This is a genomic window from Polynucleobacter kasalickyi, from assembly GCF_900176405.1.
Taxonomy (GTDB): domain Bacteria; phylum Pseudomonadota; class Gammaproteobacteria; order Burkholderiales; family Burkholderiaceae; genus Polynucleobacter; species Polynucleobacter kasalickyi.
The window spans coordinates 104,601-121,822 of sequence record NZ_FWXJ01000007.1 but is presented as its reverse complement, the minus strand read 5'-3'; the positions used below and the strand labels follow the sequence as shown (position 1 = coordinate 121,822).

The window sequence follows — 17,222 nt, the reverse complement described above, 5'->3', positions numbered from 1 at the left end:
ATGGAAATAACCGCTACTAAACCTATTCCCGCCAAGAGAAAAACTTATTGGTTAGATGTTTTTGAGATCTTTCTTAAAGATCGATCAGCCTGGGTAAGTGGATTGATTGTGATTAGTATTTTTTTGTCCGCCCTACTAGCACCCTGGATATGTGCCTATGATCCTTATCAGGGTTCGATGAGCGCTAGGTTGTTAGAGATTGGTGCTCCTGGACACTTATTAGGCACTGATGAACTTGGAAGAGATATGTTGACACGCCTAATTTATGGCGGTCGGATGACTCTTTTAATCGGCTTTACGCCCATATTGCTAGCTTTTGTAATTGGTACAGCGATTGGTTTAGTGAGTGGTTTTATTGGTGGAAAATTAAATACTTTTGTGATGCGAACACTAGATATTTTTTATGCATTTCCTTCCGTATTACTGGCGGTAGCAATCTCGGGAGCAATGGGACCCGGAGTGATGAATAGCATTATTGCTTTGACAGTGGTTTTCACACCGCAGATAGTTCGCGTGGCAGAAAGTGCTGCTACTCAAATACGAAATATGGAATACATCGATGCCGCAAGAATGAGTGGTGCTAGTTCCTTAACCATTATTCGTGTTCATATTCTCAGTAATGTGGTTGGTCCCATTTTTGTATACGCTACCAGTTTAATTAGCGTTTGTATGATTCTAGCTTCAGGCCTGTCTTTTTTAGGATTAGGCGTAAAGCCTCCAGAGCCAGAGTGGGGATTGATGTTAAATACTTTAAGACCATCTATTTATACCAAACCTTTGCTTGCAGCATTGCCTGGGATTTGGCTATTCATTACATCGATTGCATTTAACCTACTTTCAGATGCATTCCGTCAGGCGATGTCGAGGAAATCATGAGCGTTAGTCAAACAAATATTCTGCAAGATCCTGATTTGGGTGGAGCCAATCAACCACTTTTAATTATTGATCAGTTGTACAAAAGATTTCCTATAAAAGGTTTACTTTTTTCTAAAGAAAAAAAATACGTCCACGCTGTCAATGGCGTAAGCTTTGAATTAAAAAAAGGCGAGACACTTGGCGTTGTCGGTGAGTCTGGCTGTGGTAAATCAACTTTGGCAAAATTAATCTCAGGATTATTGAAAAATGATTCTGGAGATTTGATCTTTGATGGTCAAGGCGTCAATGAAATGCGTGGTATCTCTCTCAAAAATTTGAGAAAAAACTTACAAATGGTTTTCCAAGATTCATACTCTTCATTAAATCCTAGATTAACCATTGAGGAAGCAATTGCCTTTGGTCCCACCATGCATGGCATGAAGAAAGAGGATGCCAGAGAATTAGCTATTCAACTATTAGGTCGGGTTGGACTAGATGCCAATCATTTTGGAAACCGTTATCCAAGCGAATTATCAGGTGGGCAGCGTCAACGGGTCAACATTGCTCGTGCCTTGGCATTCAATCCGAAAATGCTTATTCTTGATGAGTCAGTTGCTGCATTAGATAAGTCGGTTCAGGCACAAATTTTAAATTTACTAATTGAGTTAAAAAAAGAAAGCCAACTTACTTTTCTATTTATTTCGCATGATTTACAGGTTGTAAATTACATTAGTGATCGTTTGATTGTCATGTATTTGGGGCAGATTGTAGAGTACGGTCCATCGCAAAAAATATTTGAGCAACCACGACACCCTTATACAAAAGCATTATTTTCTTCTGTACCTGAATATAAAAAGAAGAATGGTGTTGAAAAAATCATCCTATCTGGTGATCCTCCCAACCCAATTGATTTACCGAGTGGTTGTAAATTTAAAGAGCGTTGTCCGCATGCAAAAGATATTTGTGCTGTGGAGCCGAAGTTAAACCTTGTCGAGCCATATCAAGATTATTGGGTAGCTTGCCACCTTGCCCATGCTCAGAAAACTTTGGATTAATACCGTAATGAAAAATAGCCCACTTTTAAAAGTAAATCAGCTTCATTTGGATTTTATAAAAGATTCCCATCACTCCACTAGAGTTCTAAATGGTTTAAATTTTGAACTTCATGAAAAGGAATCTTTAGTTTTACTGGGAGAATCAGGTTCCGGTAAAAGCGTAACACTTCGCGCCTTATTAAGGCTTTATGAAGAGCGTAATACGATGATTTCTGGGGAGATCCTTTTTGGGGGTAAAAATGTTCTTGATCTGACAAAAAAAGAGCTTATTGACTATCGTGGTAAAGCGGTCTCGATGGTTTTTCAAGAGTCTGGGGCTGCATTTGATCCAGTCTATACCATCGGCTATCAAATCGTAGAGATGATCAGAGCCCACGAATCTATTTCACATCAAGAAGCAAAAAATCGTGCCCTTGATTTATTAGATATGGTGAAAATTCCTCAGTCCAGAGAACGTTTTAAAGCCAATCCACATGAGCTATCCGGCGGGATGAGGCAACGTGCGATGATTGCTTTGGCACTGGCTTGTCATCCAAAAATTCTGCTAGCTGATGAACCCACTACGGCCCTAGATGCAACCGTGCAAATGCAAATTTTATTATTGCTCAAAGAGTTACAAAAGGAATTGAACATGGCACTGATTTTTGTCACCCATGATATTGGTGCCGCCACAGAATTAGCCGATCAAATTGCCGTTATGTATGCAGGAAAAATCGTTGAGAAAGCTGATCTTGATACGATCTTAGCCCATCCATTACACCCCTACACGGAAGGATTATTTAATTCAGTAGTGACCTTTGAGTCTAAAGGTAAATCATTGCAAGCTATTCCAGGGTCGCCACCACAAATGGGCGAATTTGTGAAGGGATGTTCTTTTGCGAAAAGATGTAACTATGCAAACCAAGAATGTGAAAGAGATGCACCCTATTTAATTAATCTAAATCAAACCCAAGTGGCATGTTGGAATCCATTAATTAATAATTAAACTACTTCTTATCGGGTTGTATATTTTGATAATTGAAGTATTTTTACGAAATTCCCCAATAGTTAACTTCTTCTTGGGGAATTTTTTTTATTTTGCACTTATCAAGTGCTTTTATTTTTCTGATCCTATTTTTCACTACTAGACTGTAATTGTTATATGTCTAACGAGATAGGTGAAATGTATGGCAACTAAGGCAAATAAAACGACCTTAACTATTAGTAGTAAAAACTACTCCTCCTGGTCACTGAGGGGGTGGTTAATGGTTAAGCTATCAGGGCTACCCTTTGAGGAGATAGCTGTGGAGTCCGATAGCTTAGAGAATAGGGCAGAGTTGTTATTGCTTTCACCATCTATCCTAGTTCCCCGCTTAGATCATCAAGGCCTCAAAATATGGGACACCTTAGCAATTGGTGAGTACCTCAATGAAATTTGCCCAGAGGCGAAGTTATTACCAACCAATATGAAACAACGCGTGCATTGTCGTTCGATTTCAGGAGAGATGCATTCTGGTTTTGCATCCATGCGAGCATCCTTGCCAATGAACCTCAAAGTGAAGTTAAACAACTTTAAAGTTTGGTCAAAGGCGCAACAAGATATTCAACGTATTCTTACTATTTGGGAAGAGTGTTTAACGCTCTACAAAGGCCCATTCTTATTTGGTAAAACCCCGACCATTGCAGATGCGATGTTTGCGCCTGTGGTAACAAGATTCCAAACCTACAATATTCCATTGACAGGTATGTGTTTGCAGTACAGCAATACGATTTTAGCGATGCCGCAGATGCAGGAATGGGTGATGGGCGCCCTTCAAGAACCCGATGATATTGAAGAACTAGACGTGGAGTTTTAATCATGGAAAACATAACTGCAATTGAAAGAACTACAGATTTTTCTCATATTAAACCTGGTGATACAAAATACTTGCCAGATGGATTAAGAGACTTCTTTTTATACCGGGATTTAGGCGTGGCAAAGGCTACGCACGGCAAAGTAATTGCGCATCTCGTGAAAGCCAATCTCCCACCAACCGATGGTACCGGTTGGCATTATCATGTGGCGGATTTTCAAATCGTCATCATGATGAAAGGTTGGGCTAGATTTATGTATGAAGATAAGGTGACCTTGGTTTCCGCTGGAGACTGTGTTCATCAAGCACCAGGTATCGTTCATTATTTATTTGATTACTCACCGGATATGGAGTACCTAGAAATCGTTGGCCCAGCAGATTTTGCATCTGTAGAAACAGAAGGTCCTTGCGAAGTTCCTCCAGTTACACCGTGGTAAAAATTAGGGTAACTATATGATGTATCAAACCTATCAAAATTTCGCTAAATTTATTGATCCAATAAGGTGGGGTGCGAAAGAACATAATCATGTTCTTGACACCTATTTTGATGGGTTTATCCCTAAATCGTTGTTATCTGTGAAGGCCATCAATGAACAAGTTTCGTTGATGGGCTTTACTCATTCTCGTCCTGAGTTTGATATTCATTCGATTTTGGATGCAGAGGGTATTGATCGCAGGGTCGAGGAAACTTGTGCTACCCAAACCGCTTTCTGTAACTTGTTACATTTTAAAAAAGAGGGTGCAGTAGGCGAACCTAAAATACTCCTTGTCACACCAATGTCCGGTCATTTTGCAACACTCCTCAAAGGGACCTTAAAAACGCTTTTAAAAGATCATGAGGTTTTTATAACGGATTGGTTAAATATTCGTGAAGTACCTCTTATTGAGGGAGATTTTGATTTTGATAGTTATGTTGACCACATTATTCAGTTTTTACATTTTATTGGTGAAGACACGCATTTGATGGCTGTGTGTCAACCCACTGTGGCCGCACTAGTTGCTACTGCCATACTGTCTGAAGATAAAAGTGATGTCGTGCCTGCTTCCTTGATTCTTTTAGCTGGCCCGATTGATGTCAGGGTCAACCCAACGAAGGTAAATCAATTAGCTAATGAAAAACCAATTTCGTGGTTTAAACAAAAATTGATCGCTAATGTTCCGTACCAATGTGCTGGGAAGGGCCGAAGAGTTTATCCAGGAGTTACCCAACTCATTGCATTCATGAATATGAATATGCAGAGGCATCAAGATACCTTCAAAAAACTTTATCAGCTCCGCCTTGAGGGTAAGCACGAAGAAGCACAGTTAATCGTTGATTTTTATGAAGAGTATTTTGCTGTAATGGATTTGTCAGAAAATTTCTATTTAGAAACGGTGGAGAAGATTTTTCAAAAAACAGAATTACCAAAAGGTGTTTTAGAGTGCAAAGGTCGTATCGTCAATCCGAGAGCTATTAAGAAGCCGTTTTTATTGACGATTGAAGGTGAGCGAGACGATATTTGTGGCATTGGTCAAACGCTTGCGGCGCAAGATTTATGTGCGTTGCTACCCGCATATAGAAAGTCTCATCATCTCCAAGCGGGGGTTGGTCATTATGGTGTTTTTAATGGCAAACGATGGGAGAAGTATATTTATCCGATTGTCAGAAACCACATTCAATCTTGCATCTAAGGTGAGTCACTTACTACTTGAACTAAACTCTTTAAAAGTTCCAGCAAAGGGTTTACCCTAATGTAATTTCTATGTGATTTAGTATGATGTCATTTCAACTCTCACATTCACTTTGATATGACAAAATTAATCTTCCAAAAGTTGCTTTATGTTTTACTCCTTACTTATGCTGCAATTGGATTTAGTCAAAGTAGTTATCCCAATAAACCTATTCGCTTATTAGTGCCCTATACCCCGGGAGGTTCTACAGATATTTTTGCCAGAATGCTAGGGAACAAACTTACAGAGCTTTACAAGCAACCGGTGATTATTGAGAATAAGCCGGGTGCAAGTGGGCAAATTGCGATGGATGTGATGCTCAAAGCCCCAGCTGACGGTTATACGATTTATCTTGGCAACATTGGTAATTTAGCAGTGAATGTACCATTATTTAAAAATTTATCCTACGATCCTCGTAAAGATATCGCGCCGATTTCTAAGATTGCTCAAGTTACCAATATCCTAGTCGTCAACACAAAAATTCCTGTAAAGACCGTGGCGGAGCTCATTCAGTATGCAAAAGCTCGACCTGGTAAATTGTCTTATAGTTCAGGTGGTAATGGAAGTGCTGCCCACATTGCTATGGAGTACTTTAAGTTACAAACTGGTATTGATGTGATTCATATTCCTTACAAAGGAACTTCTCCTGCCGTGACGGATGTAATTGGTGGGCAGGTGGATATGATCATGACTGGCTCACCCCCATTAATGCCATTTATTGAAGCTGATAAAGTCACCCCGATTGCGGTATCTAGTATCAAACGTATTGACTCACTACCTAAACTACCTACTATTGCAGAATCGGGGATGCCAGAGTTAAAGGGCTTTGAAGCGACCCAATGGTATGGCGTTGTAGCAAAGGCTGGAACACCCAAAGAAATCATTAATATCCTCAATAAAGGGGTTTATGATACCTTCGGTTCGGTAGCTGCTCGGGAAGAAGTAAAGAAATCAGGTGCGATTGTTGAATTAGATACACCTGAAGAGTTTGCGGGTTTCATTCGTTCAGAAATAGATCGATGGAGCAAAGTTGTTAAAGCTGCAGGCATCACTCCAAGTTAAAAGCTAGCGGCAAATCCTAAAGACCAGCCTTGCACATTTTGACCAAACACATAACGAAGCATCATTCTGACACGGGTAAAGAAAATAGCGTTTTGTTCGATATCTAATTCTAGGCCAGCGCCCAAAGAGGTGAGGGAATTAAAGCCTAATGCCCCGCGCATATCGCCTAGAAATTCATTATGAGCAAATTCAGTGACCGATCTGAAGGGCATCCCAAATACTTCAAAGCCAAGGGGTACTCTGCGTCTCGCCCACAAACTGATACTTTGAGTATCCATATTACCCCTCACTACAGAATTACTATCGAAACTCGTTAAATTAATGTTGGTATATCTAAGTTCAATGTCAATTTCTTCCTCTGGGCGATAGTCTTCATAGTCAAGCATCAGTGAACCACCCAAGCCATATGAGTTGAGACGACCGCCATCAAGAAACTCAATATCTTTACCAAACTTATATTGAATTAATCTTCCTAGGATCGATAGATCACTTTCAACGTGGCCTAAGGAGAGATTTGCCATTGGCCGAACTTTTAATTGATCGGTGATGGGGAAATCCCAGCCAATCCCACCTGTTCCCGATACACTATTCCATCTGACTGGAATCTGTTGTATGACTCCGCCCCCGCTATTAACAAATGATGGATCATATCGATTTAATGCCAAAGTACCTTCAACATACAAAGGGAAATCGGGGGATAGAGTGCCACCTCCGCCTAGAGAGGTCATTTGTAAATTAGGGTTTTGAGTTTTAGTATCAGAAATCGAAATTGAACCCGTGGTGACGTCGGGCGTTAATGACATGCCTGACACTGTTAAAAAGGCATTCGCTCTTGTTTTGATGTAGGAATCGATTAAACCAGAAGCTTGGGCAAAGCTCAAACTCCCATAGCTGAACAAGAAGGTATAGGATACCAAGTGCATGGTGAGCTGAAAGACGTTGCGTTTTAGGAGGTGGTCTAAAACGTGAGCTGAAATCATACGAAAAAAGGCGTTTAGAAATATACTATTCTAATAGTTAATTGTGAATCTATTCATTATGTTAAGAATAGATTTCATATAATAGGCTTAGTAATTCGTTTTATGAAACCCTAATTACCTCTTCCCTCAATTTCTGTGCATTCAGACATAACTAATGATTGCATGATAAATGTTCAATAGGATCGATGCATGAGCTCAAGCAATAATTTTGTCACCAACTTTCATAAATTAGTTCATGTGGGAATTGCTCTTTCGAGTCAAAAAAACCTTGAAAGTTTATTGGAGGAAATTTTGATTTCTGCCATTGATATCACGAATTCTGATGGTGGAACTCTGTATTTGATGTCTCCGGAAAATGAGCTGCAATGTGAGATTTTAATTATTAAAAGTCTCAATATTCAAGAGGGGGGTACTACAGGTAAAACCATTGAAATTCCTAATAAACCTCTTTATCACACCGATGGCTCCCCTAATTTTTTCATAGAGGCAACTCAGGCTGTTCATGAAAACAGAACAATTAATGTTCCTAATGCCTACAAGGAACTCCATTTTGATATGGTTTCTCCTACACAAGCTGATGAATTAAAAGGCTATAAATCAATTTCATTCTTGACAACGCCGATGCAAGATCATGAAGGTGAAATTATTGGAGTATTGCAATTAATCAATGCAACAGATGCAGAAACAAACCAAATTATTTCTTTTAGTGCCGATGATGAAGAGGTCTTAGAAGCCTTGGCTTCACAGGCTGCGATTGCTTTTAGTAATCGCCTTTTGATTTTTCGGTTGGAAAATTTGTTTAGAGAGTTTATTGATTTAATTAATGGCGCAATTGACGATAAGTCTCCTTACACCGGAGCCCACTGTCGTCGTGTACCAGAGTTAACGAGCATGATTGCAGATGCCGTAAATAATAATGAAAAAGGTCCGCTTAAAGATTTTAAGATGACTGATGCTGATCGTTACGAATTACATATTGCGGGTTTAATTCATGACTGTGGAAAAGTCTCAACGCCAGTTCATATTGTTGATAAAGCAACTAAACTCGAAAAAATTTATGATCGTATTGGCGTATTAGAATTACGTTTAGAAATCATTCGTCGTGATTTAGAAATTGCTTTTTTAAAGGGCTCTTTAAGCCAAGAGGATTGGCAGAAGACAGAGCTTCATTTAATTGATGATTTGAAATTTTTAAAAGAAAGTAATATTGGTGGGGAGTGGATGAGTGATGCGTCTATTCGTCGTATTCAGCAAATAGCTAAATCCCATCATTGGGAAGATTATCTCAAGAATTCCCATGATTTTATTACGGCAGAAGAGGTTGAGAATTTATCTATTCGGTCTGGCACCTTAAATGTTTTGGATCGAAAAATTATTAATCACCATATCGAAGTAACTATTGATATGTTGGCGAACTTGACATGGCCAAAACATTTACAACGAGTCCCTGAATATGCTGGTGGGCATCATGAAAGAATGGATGGTCGAGGATACCCTAAAGGTCTACGCAGGGAAGAAATGTCAGTCCAAGCAAGGTGTATGGCGATTGCCGATGTCTTTGAAGCCTTAACTGCTTCAGATCGACCTTACAAAAAAGGTAAAACATTAAGTGAAGCATTGATGATTTTAGGGAAAATGAAATTGGATCAACATCTAGACCCTGATATTTTCAATATCTTTGTGTGGGAAAAAGTCTATGAAGCATATGCAAGGAAATTTTTAAAGCCTGAACAGATTGACCTCATCGATGAAACCCAAATTCCTGGTTTTGAGGCGCGCCCAGTCCATTGAAAATAAAGGCCTGGGCTGACGATCAAACCCAGACAATTCAAGGCAGATTGTTGAAGTGGTTAAAATAGATGGTTAGGAATGCAGTAATACACAATATAGAAAATACAGATTAAAGAGATAAGAAATTATGATTGAAACATCCCAAAAAAAACTTAGTGGTCCAATCATTCGCTTGCATCCAAACGACAATATTGTCGTTGCTAGGATTGATATGACGATTGGTACTGAGGTACCTAGTGAAAATATGACCTGCAAGAGTCAAGTTCCTGCTGGCTATAAGATTGCCGCTAGAAAAATTTTGAAGGGCGAGCCAATCCTTAAATATGCCGTTACAGTAGGTTTTGCCAATACGGATATTGAACCTGGTTATATGGTTCATAGCCATAATACCGATTTTCGAGAATTCGATCGTGATTATGCCCATGCTAGCGAGTTTAAGCCTGTCGACATGATCCCAGAAAATGAAAGAGCGACCTTTCAAGGCTATGTGCGTGCCAATGGTCGAGTGGGTACTAGAAACTTTGTTGGTATCTTATCAACCGTCAATTGCTCCGCAACCGTGGTGAATAAGATCGCCGCTTGGTTTACTCCAGAACGTCTAAAAGACTATCCCAATGTCGATGGTGTGGTTGCCTTCAGTCATTCAATTGGTTGTGGGATGGAAATGACTGGTGAGCCGATGCAATTGTTGCGTCGGACGATGGCTGGTTATGCTACCCATCCAAACTTAGCTGGCGCCTTGATCATTGGTCTTGGTTGTGAGCGGAATCAATTAAAAGGATTAATGGAACAAGAAAATCTTTCTGAAGATTCCAATCTGCACACTTTTATCATGCAAGAATCTGGTGGTACCACTAAAACCATTCAAGCAGGTATTGAAGCAGTAATGGCCATGTTGCCAAAAGCAAATAGCGTGAAACGTGAAACGGTCAGTGCCGCGCATTTAAGCGTAGGTCTGCAATGCGGTGGTTCAGATGGATTTTCATCGATTACTGCCAATCCTGCGCTGGGTGCGGCGATTGATATTTTAGCTCGCCATGGTGGTACTGGCATTTTGTCTGAAACCCCAGAAATTTATGGGGTAGAACATACTTTAACGCGCAGAGCGGCTAGTCGTGAGATCGGTGAAAAATTGATTGAAAGAATCCGTTGGTGGAAAGACGAGTATTCAGTCGGTCGCGATGTACAAATTAATGGTCAGGTAAGTCCTGGTAATCAAGTTGGTGGTTTAGCCAATATTTTTGAAAAGTCCCTTGGTTCTTCCATGAAAGGTGGTACTGGACCATTGATGGCCGTTTATAAATACGCTGAACCTGTCACCACCAAGGGCTTTGTATTTATGGATACCCCGGGTTTTGATCCGGTTTCTGCAACCGGTCAAATTGCCGGCGGTGCTAATTTAGTTGCCTTTACTACTGGTCGTGGTTCTATGTTTGGTTCCAAACCAGCGCCATGCATCAAATTAGCGACGAATACTCCGATGTATCAGCGCTTAACAGATGACATGGACATTAACTGTGGTGAGATTTTAGATGGCACAGTGACTTTGCAAGAAATGGGTCAAAGAATTTTTGAATTGTTCTTGCGGATTGCTTCTGGTGAACAATCAAAGAGTGAAGAATTAGGCCTTGGTGACTATGAATTTGTACCTTGGCAAATTGGTATTATGAGTTAATTGGTACGCTCAACAAAAAAGCTCTTCGTGTGAAGAGCTTTTTTTTCGACCGAAGAAACTGGGAGAATTATTTACCTTGGAAATTAGGAATCCGTTTTTCCATGAATGCTTTACGTCCTTCTTGATAGTCTTCGCTGGCAAAACAAGCATTAACCATTGATTTAATGAGTTCTGCATTTTGTTCTGAAGCTGACTTGCGAAGTTCAATGAGGGTTTGTTTTGCGGCGGCAATTGTAATTGGTGCATTAATTGCAACGAGCTCGATGTATTGGTTAAAAACTTCTTCAAAAGTATCAATGCCGATTACTTGTTTGACTAAACCAATGCGCTGCGCTTCTTGCCCATCAAAAATGCGAGCACTAAAAAACAAGTCTGCTGTATTGGCTGTGCCAACAATTTCCACAAAGCGCTTGAGACCATCCATCGAATACCCTAAACCGAGTCTTGCTGCGGGCATTCTGAATTTAGCATTATCTGCGCAAATCCTGATATCGCAATTGAGTGCAAGTCCTAAGCCACCGCCCATGCAGACACCTTTGATTTTAGCAATCGTAGGTTTTGGGCAATTAACTACTGCTAGATACCCAGCATCGGTCGCTTTGTTATATTCTGCTGCAGCATCACCTGTGCGTTTAGAGGCAAACTGAGAAATATCAGCCCCTGAAATAAAGGCTTTTTCTCCCGCTCCAGTAATCACAATCAGGCGCACTTGGTCATCGCGCACAAATTGATCGATAATCTTCGGTAGGGCACACCACATATCGTAATTGACGGCATTAAATTTTGATTGGTTATTAAAAACGATATAACCCACTCTGTTTTCGATGTAATGATCTAAAACACCAACATTTATTTGTTCATTTGACATGTTTAAATAACCTTTTTCTCTTGTAGTTTTTTAATATCATCTTGACTATAGCCAAGTGACTGAAGTAATTCTAAATTATCTGAGCCTTTGGCATGCAGGGTAAAACTAACAGCCGCTGGTGTTCTTGATAATTTAATCGGGGTTGCTACTAACTCAATAGGACCTCTATTGGGGTCCGTTACTTTTACTGCAACACCTAAGTGCTCAACTTGAGGATCGCTGAAGACTTCCGCCATATTATAGATGGGGCCGCAAGGGATACTTTTCGCGTTGAGTTGATCAATCCAATAACTACTTGTTTGCGTAGCAAACTCTTTATTCAGCTCTTGGTTGACGAACTCTCGCCTAGCTGTCCGTCCTTTTAATGTTTGTAGGTCTGGATCATCTCTGAGATCAGGGCGATTCAAAACATCACACAAGGCGTAGTACTGCCCATTTCCAGAGGCACCTAAGTTAAAGTAGCCATCGGCTGATTGATAAACACCCATGGGGGTAGAGAAGGGATGATCGTTGCCAGCCTGAGGAGGAATGTCGTGATCGACCAAATATCTGGCCGCTTGGAAATCACATAAACCAATCATCGATTGAAGCAGGTTGGATTGTACCCACTGACCTTTGCCAGACTGTTCACGCTCTAATAAGGCCACTAGAATGCCAATCGCAGCGTAGTTACCAGCTGTTGAATCCGATACAGCAATACCAGCCCGGACTGGACCTTGACCTGGAATACCAGTGATCGACATTAAACCACCCATTCCCTGAGCAATTTGATCAAATCCTGGACGATTTGCGTAGGGGCCATCTTGGCCAAACCCTGAAATACTACCCATAATAATTCTAGGATTTATTTTACTAAGGGTTTCATAATCAATTTTTAAACGATTTTTTACATCGGGTCTAAAGTTCTCGATGACGACATCAGCATCTTTGACTAATTGATATAAAATTTTCAGACCCTCAGGCTCTTTAAAGTTAAGCGTTAAGGAGCGTTTGTTGCGATGCAAGTTCAAATTGTCGTAGTTATCCCTTGGGCCAATTACACCCTCATTTGCCTCGACGCCATCAGGTGATTCGACCTTTAATACTTCAGCACCGAAATCAGCAAAGAAACGTACACAAGTAGGGCCAGCTCGAACCCTAGTTAAGTCAATAATTTTTAAGTGCTTCAGGGCACTTGAATCTGCAGTTTTTACCATAAATTGTCTCTTGATCGATAAGGTTTATATCACTCATGTTTTCTTATCATTCCATCATAACATTTGGCCGTACCCAAGCTGATAATCTGCCGGCTGAATAGATTTCTCTGGAATTTAGTCCTCTGGCGTAAATCCGATTTCAGCCACAATGCGTTGCCACCTTGCAGAATCAAGTCTTAATTGTTGGGCTAATTCATTGGGTGTCGTGGGATAGGGCATTAAATAGGAAGTAGCTAGTCCACCTAAAAAGTCCTTATCACTTAATACGGCTTGTATGTGTAAGTTTAACTTCTGAACAAGATCTTTTGAACTACTCGCTGGTAGGAAAAATCCATACCATTCTGAAAAACTTAGTTCCTTAAAACCTTGCTCTTTGAGGGTTGGGACATTCGGCGTATAAATATTGCGATGCAGATCACTCGTGGCGAGTAGGCGGCATTTACCAGATTTGGTGTGTTGGGTAAACTCACCCGTTGGACCAACCACTGCTGCAATTTGTCCACCGATCATCTCTAAAATTGCAGGTTGAGTACCTCGATAGGCGATATGACGCAATTCAATACCACTTGTTTTGCCAATCAGCGTACCAATAAAATGCGGAGAAGAGCCAGATGCTGGAGAGCCAAAGTTCGCCAGCTTGGGATTGGTTTTGCACCACATTAAAAAGTCAGCGACATTTTTAACATGCTCAGGCACCATTGGTCCCACGGCTAAACCATAGTCAAATTTGGCGGCACCAGCAACGGGTTGAAGATCTAAAATTGGATCATAGGGAAGTTTCTTGTAGGTGTGAGGGTAGATGCCCAACATCGACATGGGGGTGAGAAGAATCGTAGAACCATCGCTTGGCGAAGTTTTTACAAATTGAACCGCTATTTGTCCCCCAGCCCCAGTTTTGTTTTCACAAACAACATTACTAGCATAGTGCCCACTCAATTTCTCCGATGTTCTTCTTGCCACAATATCGGCAGTTCCACCCGGTGCAAATCCGACAATAATTTTGGCATTTTCTAGTCTGGTTAGTTGTCCTTTTGCAGAAATGCAGTGAGTACCAAAACTGAAAGCAGAAATTTGAACAAATTGACGACGCGTCAACATAGGATCTCCCCTTATTTATTCCATAAAAGATAACATACTTGAAACCATATAATGCGAGTTCTCTTGGTAGATATGCTAAATTTAGAGAACATAATAAATATTAATCAATCGAGTTATCAATGGAGGCAACTTGAAAAGAAATCCGAAGAAAAATCTTATTCTCAATACTCTAGCAATGTTTTTAATGGTTGGACTTGGCGCTAGTTATGCGCATGCTCAAAGTGCTGATTACCCAAGCAGAGCCGTTAAAATCATCGTGCCTATTGCCCCAGGTGGTGGCACTGATATTATTGGTCGCAAAGTCGCACAAAAGTTAGGTGAGATTTTTCATCAATCTGCTTTTGTCGAGAACAAGGCTGGAGCTGGTTCCTTAATTGGTACAGATTTTGTCGCAAAATCGACTCCTGATGGATATACCTTGCTTGTCGGTGGTTTATTTAATATGGTCATGAATAAAGCCCTCATGAAAAATCTTTCCTATGATCCAGCGAAAGATTTCATCCCTGTGGGATATGTGTCTTCTTATCCATTTGTTTTATCGGTAAGGCCTGATTTACCAGTCAAGGATTTTCCAGAGTTTGTAAAATATGTAAAGGAGAGACCAGGTCAACTTTCTTATGGTTCGGCTGGGATTGGTACCTTACAACATGTTTGGGCCCATGTGCTGACGAATAACTTGGGTTTAGACCTTGTGCACGTGCCATTTAAGGGGGCTCCTCCGGCCTACCAAGAAATGATGGCAGGGCGTTTGGATATGATTTTTGATAATATTTCAGCCTGTAAAGCGTATGTTCAAGCCGGCAAATTAAAAGGACTTGCTACCTCAGGTGAGAATCGTTCCGTTTTTTTGCCTGAAATTCCGACGATTAATGAATCCAATCTAACGAAATTTAATGGGGAGAGCTGGTTTGGGATTTTTGCACCGGCTGGCACTCCTGCACCGGTCATTGCGAAATTACGCGATGCGATGGCGCAAATTAACAAGGATCCTGAGTTTATTGCGCAGGTAGAAAAAGATGGTGGACGGGTTCTGAATATTGCCCAAAATGAACAAGACAAGTTTTTGCTTTCACAAATTAACTTATGGGTTCCCAGTGTGAATAAAAGTAAGTTAAAACTAGATTAACAGTAAAAACCAGAGAAAAATGATGATGAAATTAAAGCCGGAGCAGTTACGAGAAAATTTTAAAAAAAGATTAAGCCAGCCTGGAATGATTATTGCTCCTGGAGTTCATGACATGGTTTCCCTACGCATGGCCGACTCGTTTGGTTTTGAGGCCTTATATATGACAGGGTATGGCACTGTTGCGTCCTCGCTCGGCTTACCAGATGCGGGGCTGGCTTCCTATACCCAAATGTTAGAAAAAGTCCAGATGATGGCGGCGATGGCCAATACACCGCTCATTGCTGATGGTGATACTGGTTATGGTGGATTACTGAATATTCAACATACCATCCGTGGTTATGAACATGCCGGTGTGGTGGCGATTCAGTTAGAGGATCAAGAGTTCCCTAAAAAATGTGGTCATACACCGAGTCGTCGAGTCATTCCAATGCAAGATATGGTGAAGAAAATTCAGGTGGCAAGCGATAGTCGTACTGATAAAAATTTTCTGATCATTGCCAGGACCGATGCGAGAACTTCACTTGGCATTGACGAGGCGCTTCGAAGAGGTGAGGCGTATGCGAAAGCTGGCGCTGATATTTTGTTTATCGAATCTCCAGAGTCACTTGAGGAAATGCAAATGATTGGGAGGCAGTTTGATTTGCCCGTCTTAGCAAATATGGTCGATACCGGCAAGACACCAGTTTTATCCCGAGATGAGCTACAGGCAATTGGGTATCAATTAGCGATTTTCCCTGTGACAGCCTTGTTAGCCAGCGTCAAAGCCTTACATGCTGTATATGCTGGATTTAAAGAACATGGTTCCTCAGTACAAATGGCTGATCAATTGTATGAATTTAACGAGTTATCTAAATTAATGGGTTTCCAGGAAGTTTGGGACTTTGAAAAAAAATATGCTGATTAATGGTCAAACAATGATGGGGAGAATAATTTGAAAAATACATCAAAAATATATCAATGGATTTTTTTTGCATTCGCTAGCTTTAGTACCGTAATTACCTTTTCAAATACATCGCTTGCGCAAGCCTTGAAAAATCCTTACCCCAATAAGGCCATTCGGTTAATTATTCCGTTTGCACCAGCAGGTGTTACGGATACAAGTGGTCGGTACATTGCTGATCAATTAACTAAGAAATTAGGTCAGTCTGTGATTGTCGAAAATCGTACTGGAGCATCTGGAAATATTGGTACTAGCTTAGTCGCGCAAGCGGAACCAGATGGCTACACTTTAGTACTCGGTTTTGATGGCACCTTGGTAATTAATCCGAATGTGTTCTCTAAAGTGCCATTTGATTCTGTGAAAGATTTTTCTCCCGTTGGCAAAATTGGTGATGCAGTATTGATTTTGGTGGCCAATAATAATTTCCCAGGTAAAACGGTCAATGATGTTATTCAACTTTCTAAAAAAGATCCTAATGGCTTATCTTACGGAACCTCTGGAACAGGGGGTACTCCTCATATTGCTGGAGAATTATTGAAACAAAAGACGGGCGCTAATTTAGTTCATGTGCCTTACAAAGGTGGTGGACAGGCACTGATTGATGTCTTGGGTGGCAGTATTCCCTTAGTCTACACAGCAGTGGCGGGAGCCGCTCAATATGTGAATACGAACCGTTTAACAGCCATTGCTGTTTCAAGTAAAAACAGAGCCCCTTCATTACCGAATGTTCCCACTTTTATTGAGAGTGGTATCCCCAACTTTGAGGTCAGTTCTTGGGTTGGCTTGTTAGCGCCAGCAGGAACTCCTAAACCAATTATTCAAAGACTCAACCTTGCTCTGAATGAGATTTTGAGCTCGAAAGAAGGTCGAGATCGTTTGGAAGAAATGGGGATTGTTGCGACTCCGGATACGCCAGAGCATTTTGAAGAACAAATTAAAGCCGATCTTGCTAAGTACCGTTCGGTCGTCAAAGCCGCTCAGATTCGAGTTGATTAACCGTTATTTTTCACCCAAAAAACAATAGGCCTTTTCAG

General features: G+C 40.7%; 16 protein-coding genes. 12 read left to right on the top strand and 4 right to left on the bottom strand.

Going from position 1 to position 17,222, the window contains the following annotated elements:
* From B8983_RS08015 to B8983_RS07985, 7 genes are all read left to right on the top strand, one after another.
* Window positions 1–876 (top strand): ABC transporter permease, encoded by an 876-nt coding sequence (locus B8983_RS08015; protein WP_084283622.1) that lies wholly within the window; start codon window positions 1–3, stop codon window positions 874–876.
* Window positions 873–1,910 carry an ABC transporter ATP-binding protein gene (locus B8983_RS08010; RefSeq protein ID WP_084283621.1) on the top strand — a complete coding sequence of 346 codons (1,038 nt, stop codon included), beginning with the start codon at window positions 873–875 and terminating at the stop codon, window positions 1,908–1,910. The genes B8983_RS08015 and B8983_RS08010 overlap by 4 nt, the downstream gene beginning before the upstream one ends.
* Window positions 1,911–1,917: 7 nt before the next feature.
* Window positions 1,918–2,895 (top strand): ABC transporter ATP-binding protein, encoded by a 978-nt coding sequence (locus B8983_RS08005; protein WP_143736133.1) that lies wholly within the window; start codon window positions 1,918–1,920, stop codon window positions 2,893–2,895.
* Between the two features lie 181 nt (window positions 2,896–3,076).
* Entirely contained in the window at window positions 3,077–3,745 is a 669-nt protein-coding gene (locus tag B8983_RS08000) for a glutathione S-transferase family protein (protein WP_084283619.1), read from the top strand.
* A 2-nt stretch (window positions 3,746–3,747) separates the two neighbouring features.
* Entirely contained in the window at window positions 3,748–4,179 is a 432-nt protein-coding gene (locus tag B8983_RS07995; RefSeq protein ID WP_084283618.1) for a cupin domain-containing protein, read from the top strand.
* Between the two features lie 16 nt (window positions 4,180–4,195).
* On the top strand, window positions 4,196–5,413 hold the full coding sequence (gene phaZ / locus B8983_RS07990; protein WP_234986946.1) for a polyhydroxyalkanoate depolymerase: 1,218 nt from the start codon (window positions 4,196–4,198) through the stop codon (window positions 5,411–5,413).
* A 117-nt stretch (window positions 5,414–5,530) separates the two neighbouring features.
* Window positions 5,531–6,514 (top strand): Bug family tripartite tricarboxylate transporter substrate binding protein, encoded by a 984-nt coding sequence (locus tag B8983_RS07985; RefSeq protein ID WP_084283617.1) that lies wholly within the window; start codon window positions 5,531–5,533, stop codon window positions 6,512–6,514.
* Here the strand turns inward: B8983_RS07985 and B8983_RS07980 are convergent.
* On the bottom strand, window positions 6,511–7,437 hold the full coding sequence (locus B8983_RS07980) for an autotransporter domain-containing protein (protein WP_159460859.1): 927 nt from the start codon (window positions 7,435–7,437) through the stop codon (window positions 6,511–6,513). The genes B8983_RS07985 and B8983_RS07980 overlap by 4 nt on opposite strands.
* A gap of 246 nt (window positions 7,438–7,683) precedes the next feature.
* Between B8983_RS07980 and B8983_RS07975 the strand changes: the two genes are divergently transcribed.
* Entirely contained in the window at window positions 7,684–9,285 is a 1,602-nt protein-coding gene (locus tag B8983_RS07975; protein WP_084283616.1) for a GAF and HD-GYP domain-containing protein, read from the top strand.
* A gap of 127 nt (window positions 9,286–9,412) precedes the next feature.
* Window positions 9,413–10,960 carry a UxaA family hydrolase gene (locus B8983_RS07970; protein ID WP_084283615.1) on the top strand — a complete coding sequence of 516 codons (1,548 nt, stop codon included), beginning with the start codon at window positions 9,413–9,415 and terminating at the stop codon, window positions 10,958–10,960.
* Between the two features lie 67 nt (window positions 10,961–11,027).
* Here B8983_RS07970 and B8983_RS07965 read toward each other — a convergent pair whose 3' ends face one another.
* The 3 genes from B8983_RS07965 to B8983_RS07955 all read right to left on the bottom strand — a co-directional run bounded on the left by B8983_RS07965 (window position 11,028) and on the right by B8983_RS07955 (window position 14,122).
* Window positions 11,028–11,828, bottom strand: a complete 801-nt coding sequence (locus tag B8983_RS07965; RefSeq protein ID WP_084283614.1) for an enoyl-CoA hydratase — start codon at window positions 11,826–11,828, stop codon at window positions 11,028–11,030.
* A gap of 2 nt (window positions 11,829–11,830) precedes the next feature.
* Entirely contained in the window at window positions 11,831–13,024 is a 1,194-nt protein-coding gene (locus tag B8983_RS07960; protein ID WP_084283613.1) for a CaiB/BaiF CoA transferase family protein, read from the bottom strand.
* Window positions 13,025–13,138: 114 nt separating this feature from the next.
* The gene (locus B8983_RS07955; protein ID WP_084283612.1) at window positions 13,139–14,122 is read right to left on the bottom strand and encodes a Bug family tripartite tricarboxylate transporter substrate binding protein; all 984 of its coding nucleotides are present in this window, start codon (window positions 14,120–14,122) and stop codon (window positions 13,139–13,141) included.
* A 130-nt stretch (window positions 14,123–14,252) separates the two neighbouring features.
* Between B8983_RS07955 and B8983_RS07950 the strand changes: the two genes are divergently transcribed.
* The 3 genes from B8983_RS07950 to B8983_RS07940 are packed head-to-tail and all read left to right on the top strand — an operon-like array spanning window position 14,253 to window position 17,184.
* The gene (locus B8983_RS07950) at window positions 14,253–15,248 is read left to right on the top strand and encodes a Bug family tripartite tricarboxylate transporter substrate binding protein (RefSeq protein WP_084283611.1); all 996 of its coding nucleotides are present in this window, start codon (window positions 14,253–14,255) and stop codon (window positions 15,246–15,248) included.
* 25 nt (window positions 15,249–15,273) lie between these two features.
* A complete protein-coding gene (locus B8983_RS07945; RefSeq protein ID WP_084283656.1) occupies window positions 15,274–16,152 on the top strand; it encodes an isocitrate lyase/PEP mutase family protein in 879 nt (292 codons plus the stop codon).
* Window positions 16,153–16,179: 27 nt separating this feature from the next.
* The gene (locus tag B8983_RS07940) at window positions 16,180–17,184 is read left to right on the top strand and encodes a Bug family tripartite tricarboxylate transporter substrate binding protein (RefSeq protein WP_369405848.1); all 1,005 of its coding nucleotides are present in this window, start codon (window positions 16,180–16,182) and stop codon (window positions 17,182–17,184) included.
* Window positions 17,185–17,222 lie beyond the last annotated feature (38 nt).

Bases quoted from the DNA above. Each gene is read 5' to 3' on its own strand.
- B8983_RS07960 (WP_084283613.1), bottom strand. From the start codon at position 13,024: ATGGTAAAAACTGCAGATTCAAGTGCCCTGAAGCACTTAAAAATTATT.
- B8983_RS08015 (WP_084283622.1), top strand. From the start codon at position 1: ATGGAAATAACCGCTACTAAACCTATTCCCGCCAAGAGAAAAACTTAT.
- B8983_RS08005 (WP_143736133.1), top strand. From the start codon at position 1,918: ATGAAAAATAGCCCACTTTTAAAAGTAAATCAGCTTCATTTGGATTTT.
- B8983_RS07975 (WP_084283616.1), top strand. From the start codon at position 7,684: ATGAGCTCAAGCAATAATTTTGTCACCAACTTTCATAAATTAGTTCAT.
- B8983_RS07980 (WP_159460859.1), bottom strand. From the start codon at position 7,437: ATGCACTTGGTATCCTATACCTTCTTGTTCAGCTATGGGAGTTTGAGC.
- B8983_RS07995 (WP_084283618.1), top strand. From the start codon at position 3,748: ATGGAAAACATAACTGCAATTGAAAGAACTACAGATTTTTCTCATATT.
- phaZ (WP_234986946.1), top strand. From the start codon at position 4,196: ATGATGTATCAAACCTATCAAAATTTCGCTAAATTTATTGATCCAATA.
- B8983_RS07970 (WP_084283615.1), top strand. From the start codon at position 9,413: ATGATTGAAACATCCCAAAAAAAACTTAGTGGTCCAATCATTCGCTTG.
- B8983_RS07945 (WP_084283656.1), top strand. From the start codon at position 15,274: ATGAAATTAAAGCCGGAGCAGTTACGAGAAAATTTTAAAAAAAGATTA.
- B8983_RS07985 (WP_084283617.1), top strand. From the start codon at position 5,531: ATGACAAAATTAATCTTCCAAAAGTTGCTTTATGTTTTACTCCTTACT.
- B8983_RS08000 (WP_084283619.1), top strand. From the start codon at position 3,077: ATGGCAACTAAGGCAAATAAAACGACCTTAACTATTAGTAGTAAAAAC.
- B8983_RS07965 (WP_084283614.1), bottom strand. From the start codon at position 11,828: ATGTCAAATGAACAAATAAATGTTGGTGTTTTAGATCATTACATCGAA.
- B8983_RS07955 (WP_084283612.1), bottom strand. From the start codon at position 14,122: ATGTTGACGCGTCGTCAATTTGTTCAAATTTCTGCTTTCAGTTTTGGT.
- B8983_RS08010 (WP_084283621.1), top strand. From the start codon at position 873: ATGAGCGTTAGTCAAACAAATATTCTGCAAGATCCTGATTTGGGTGGA.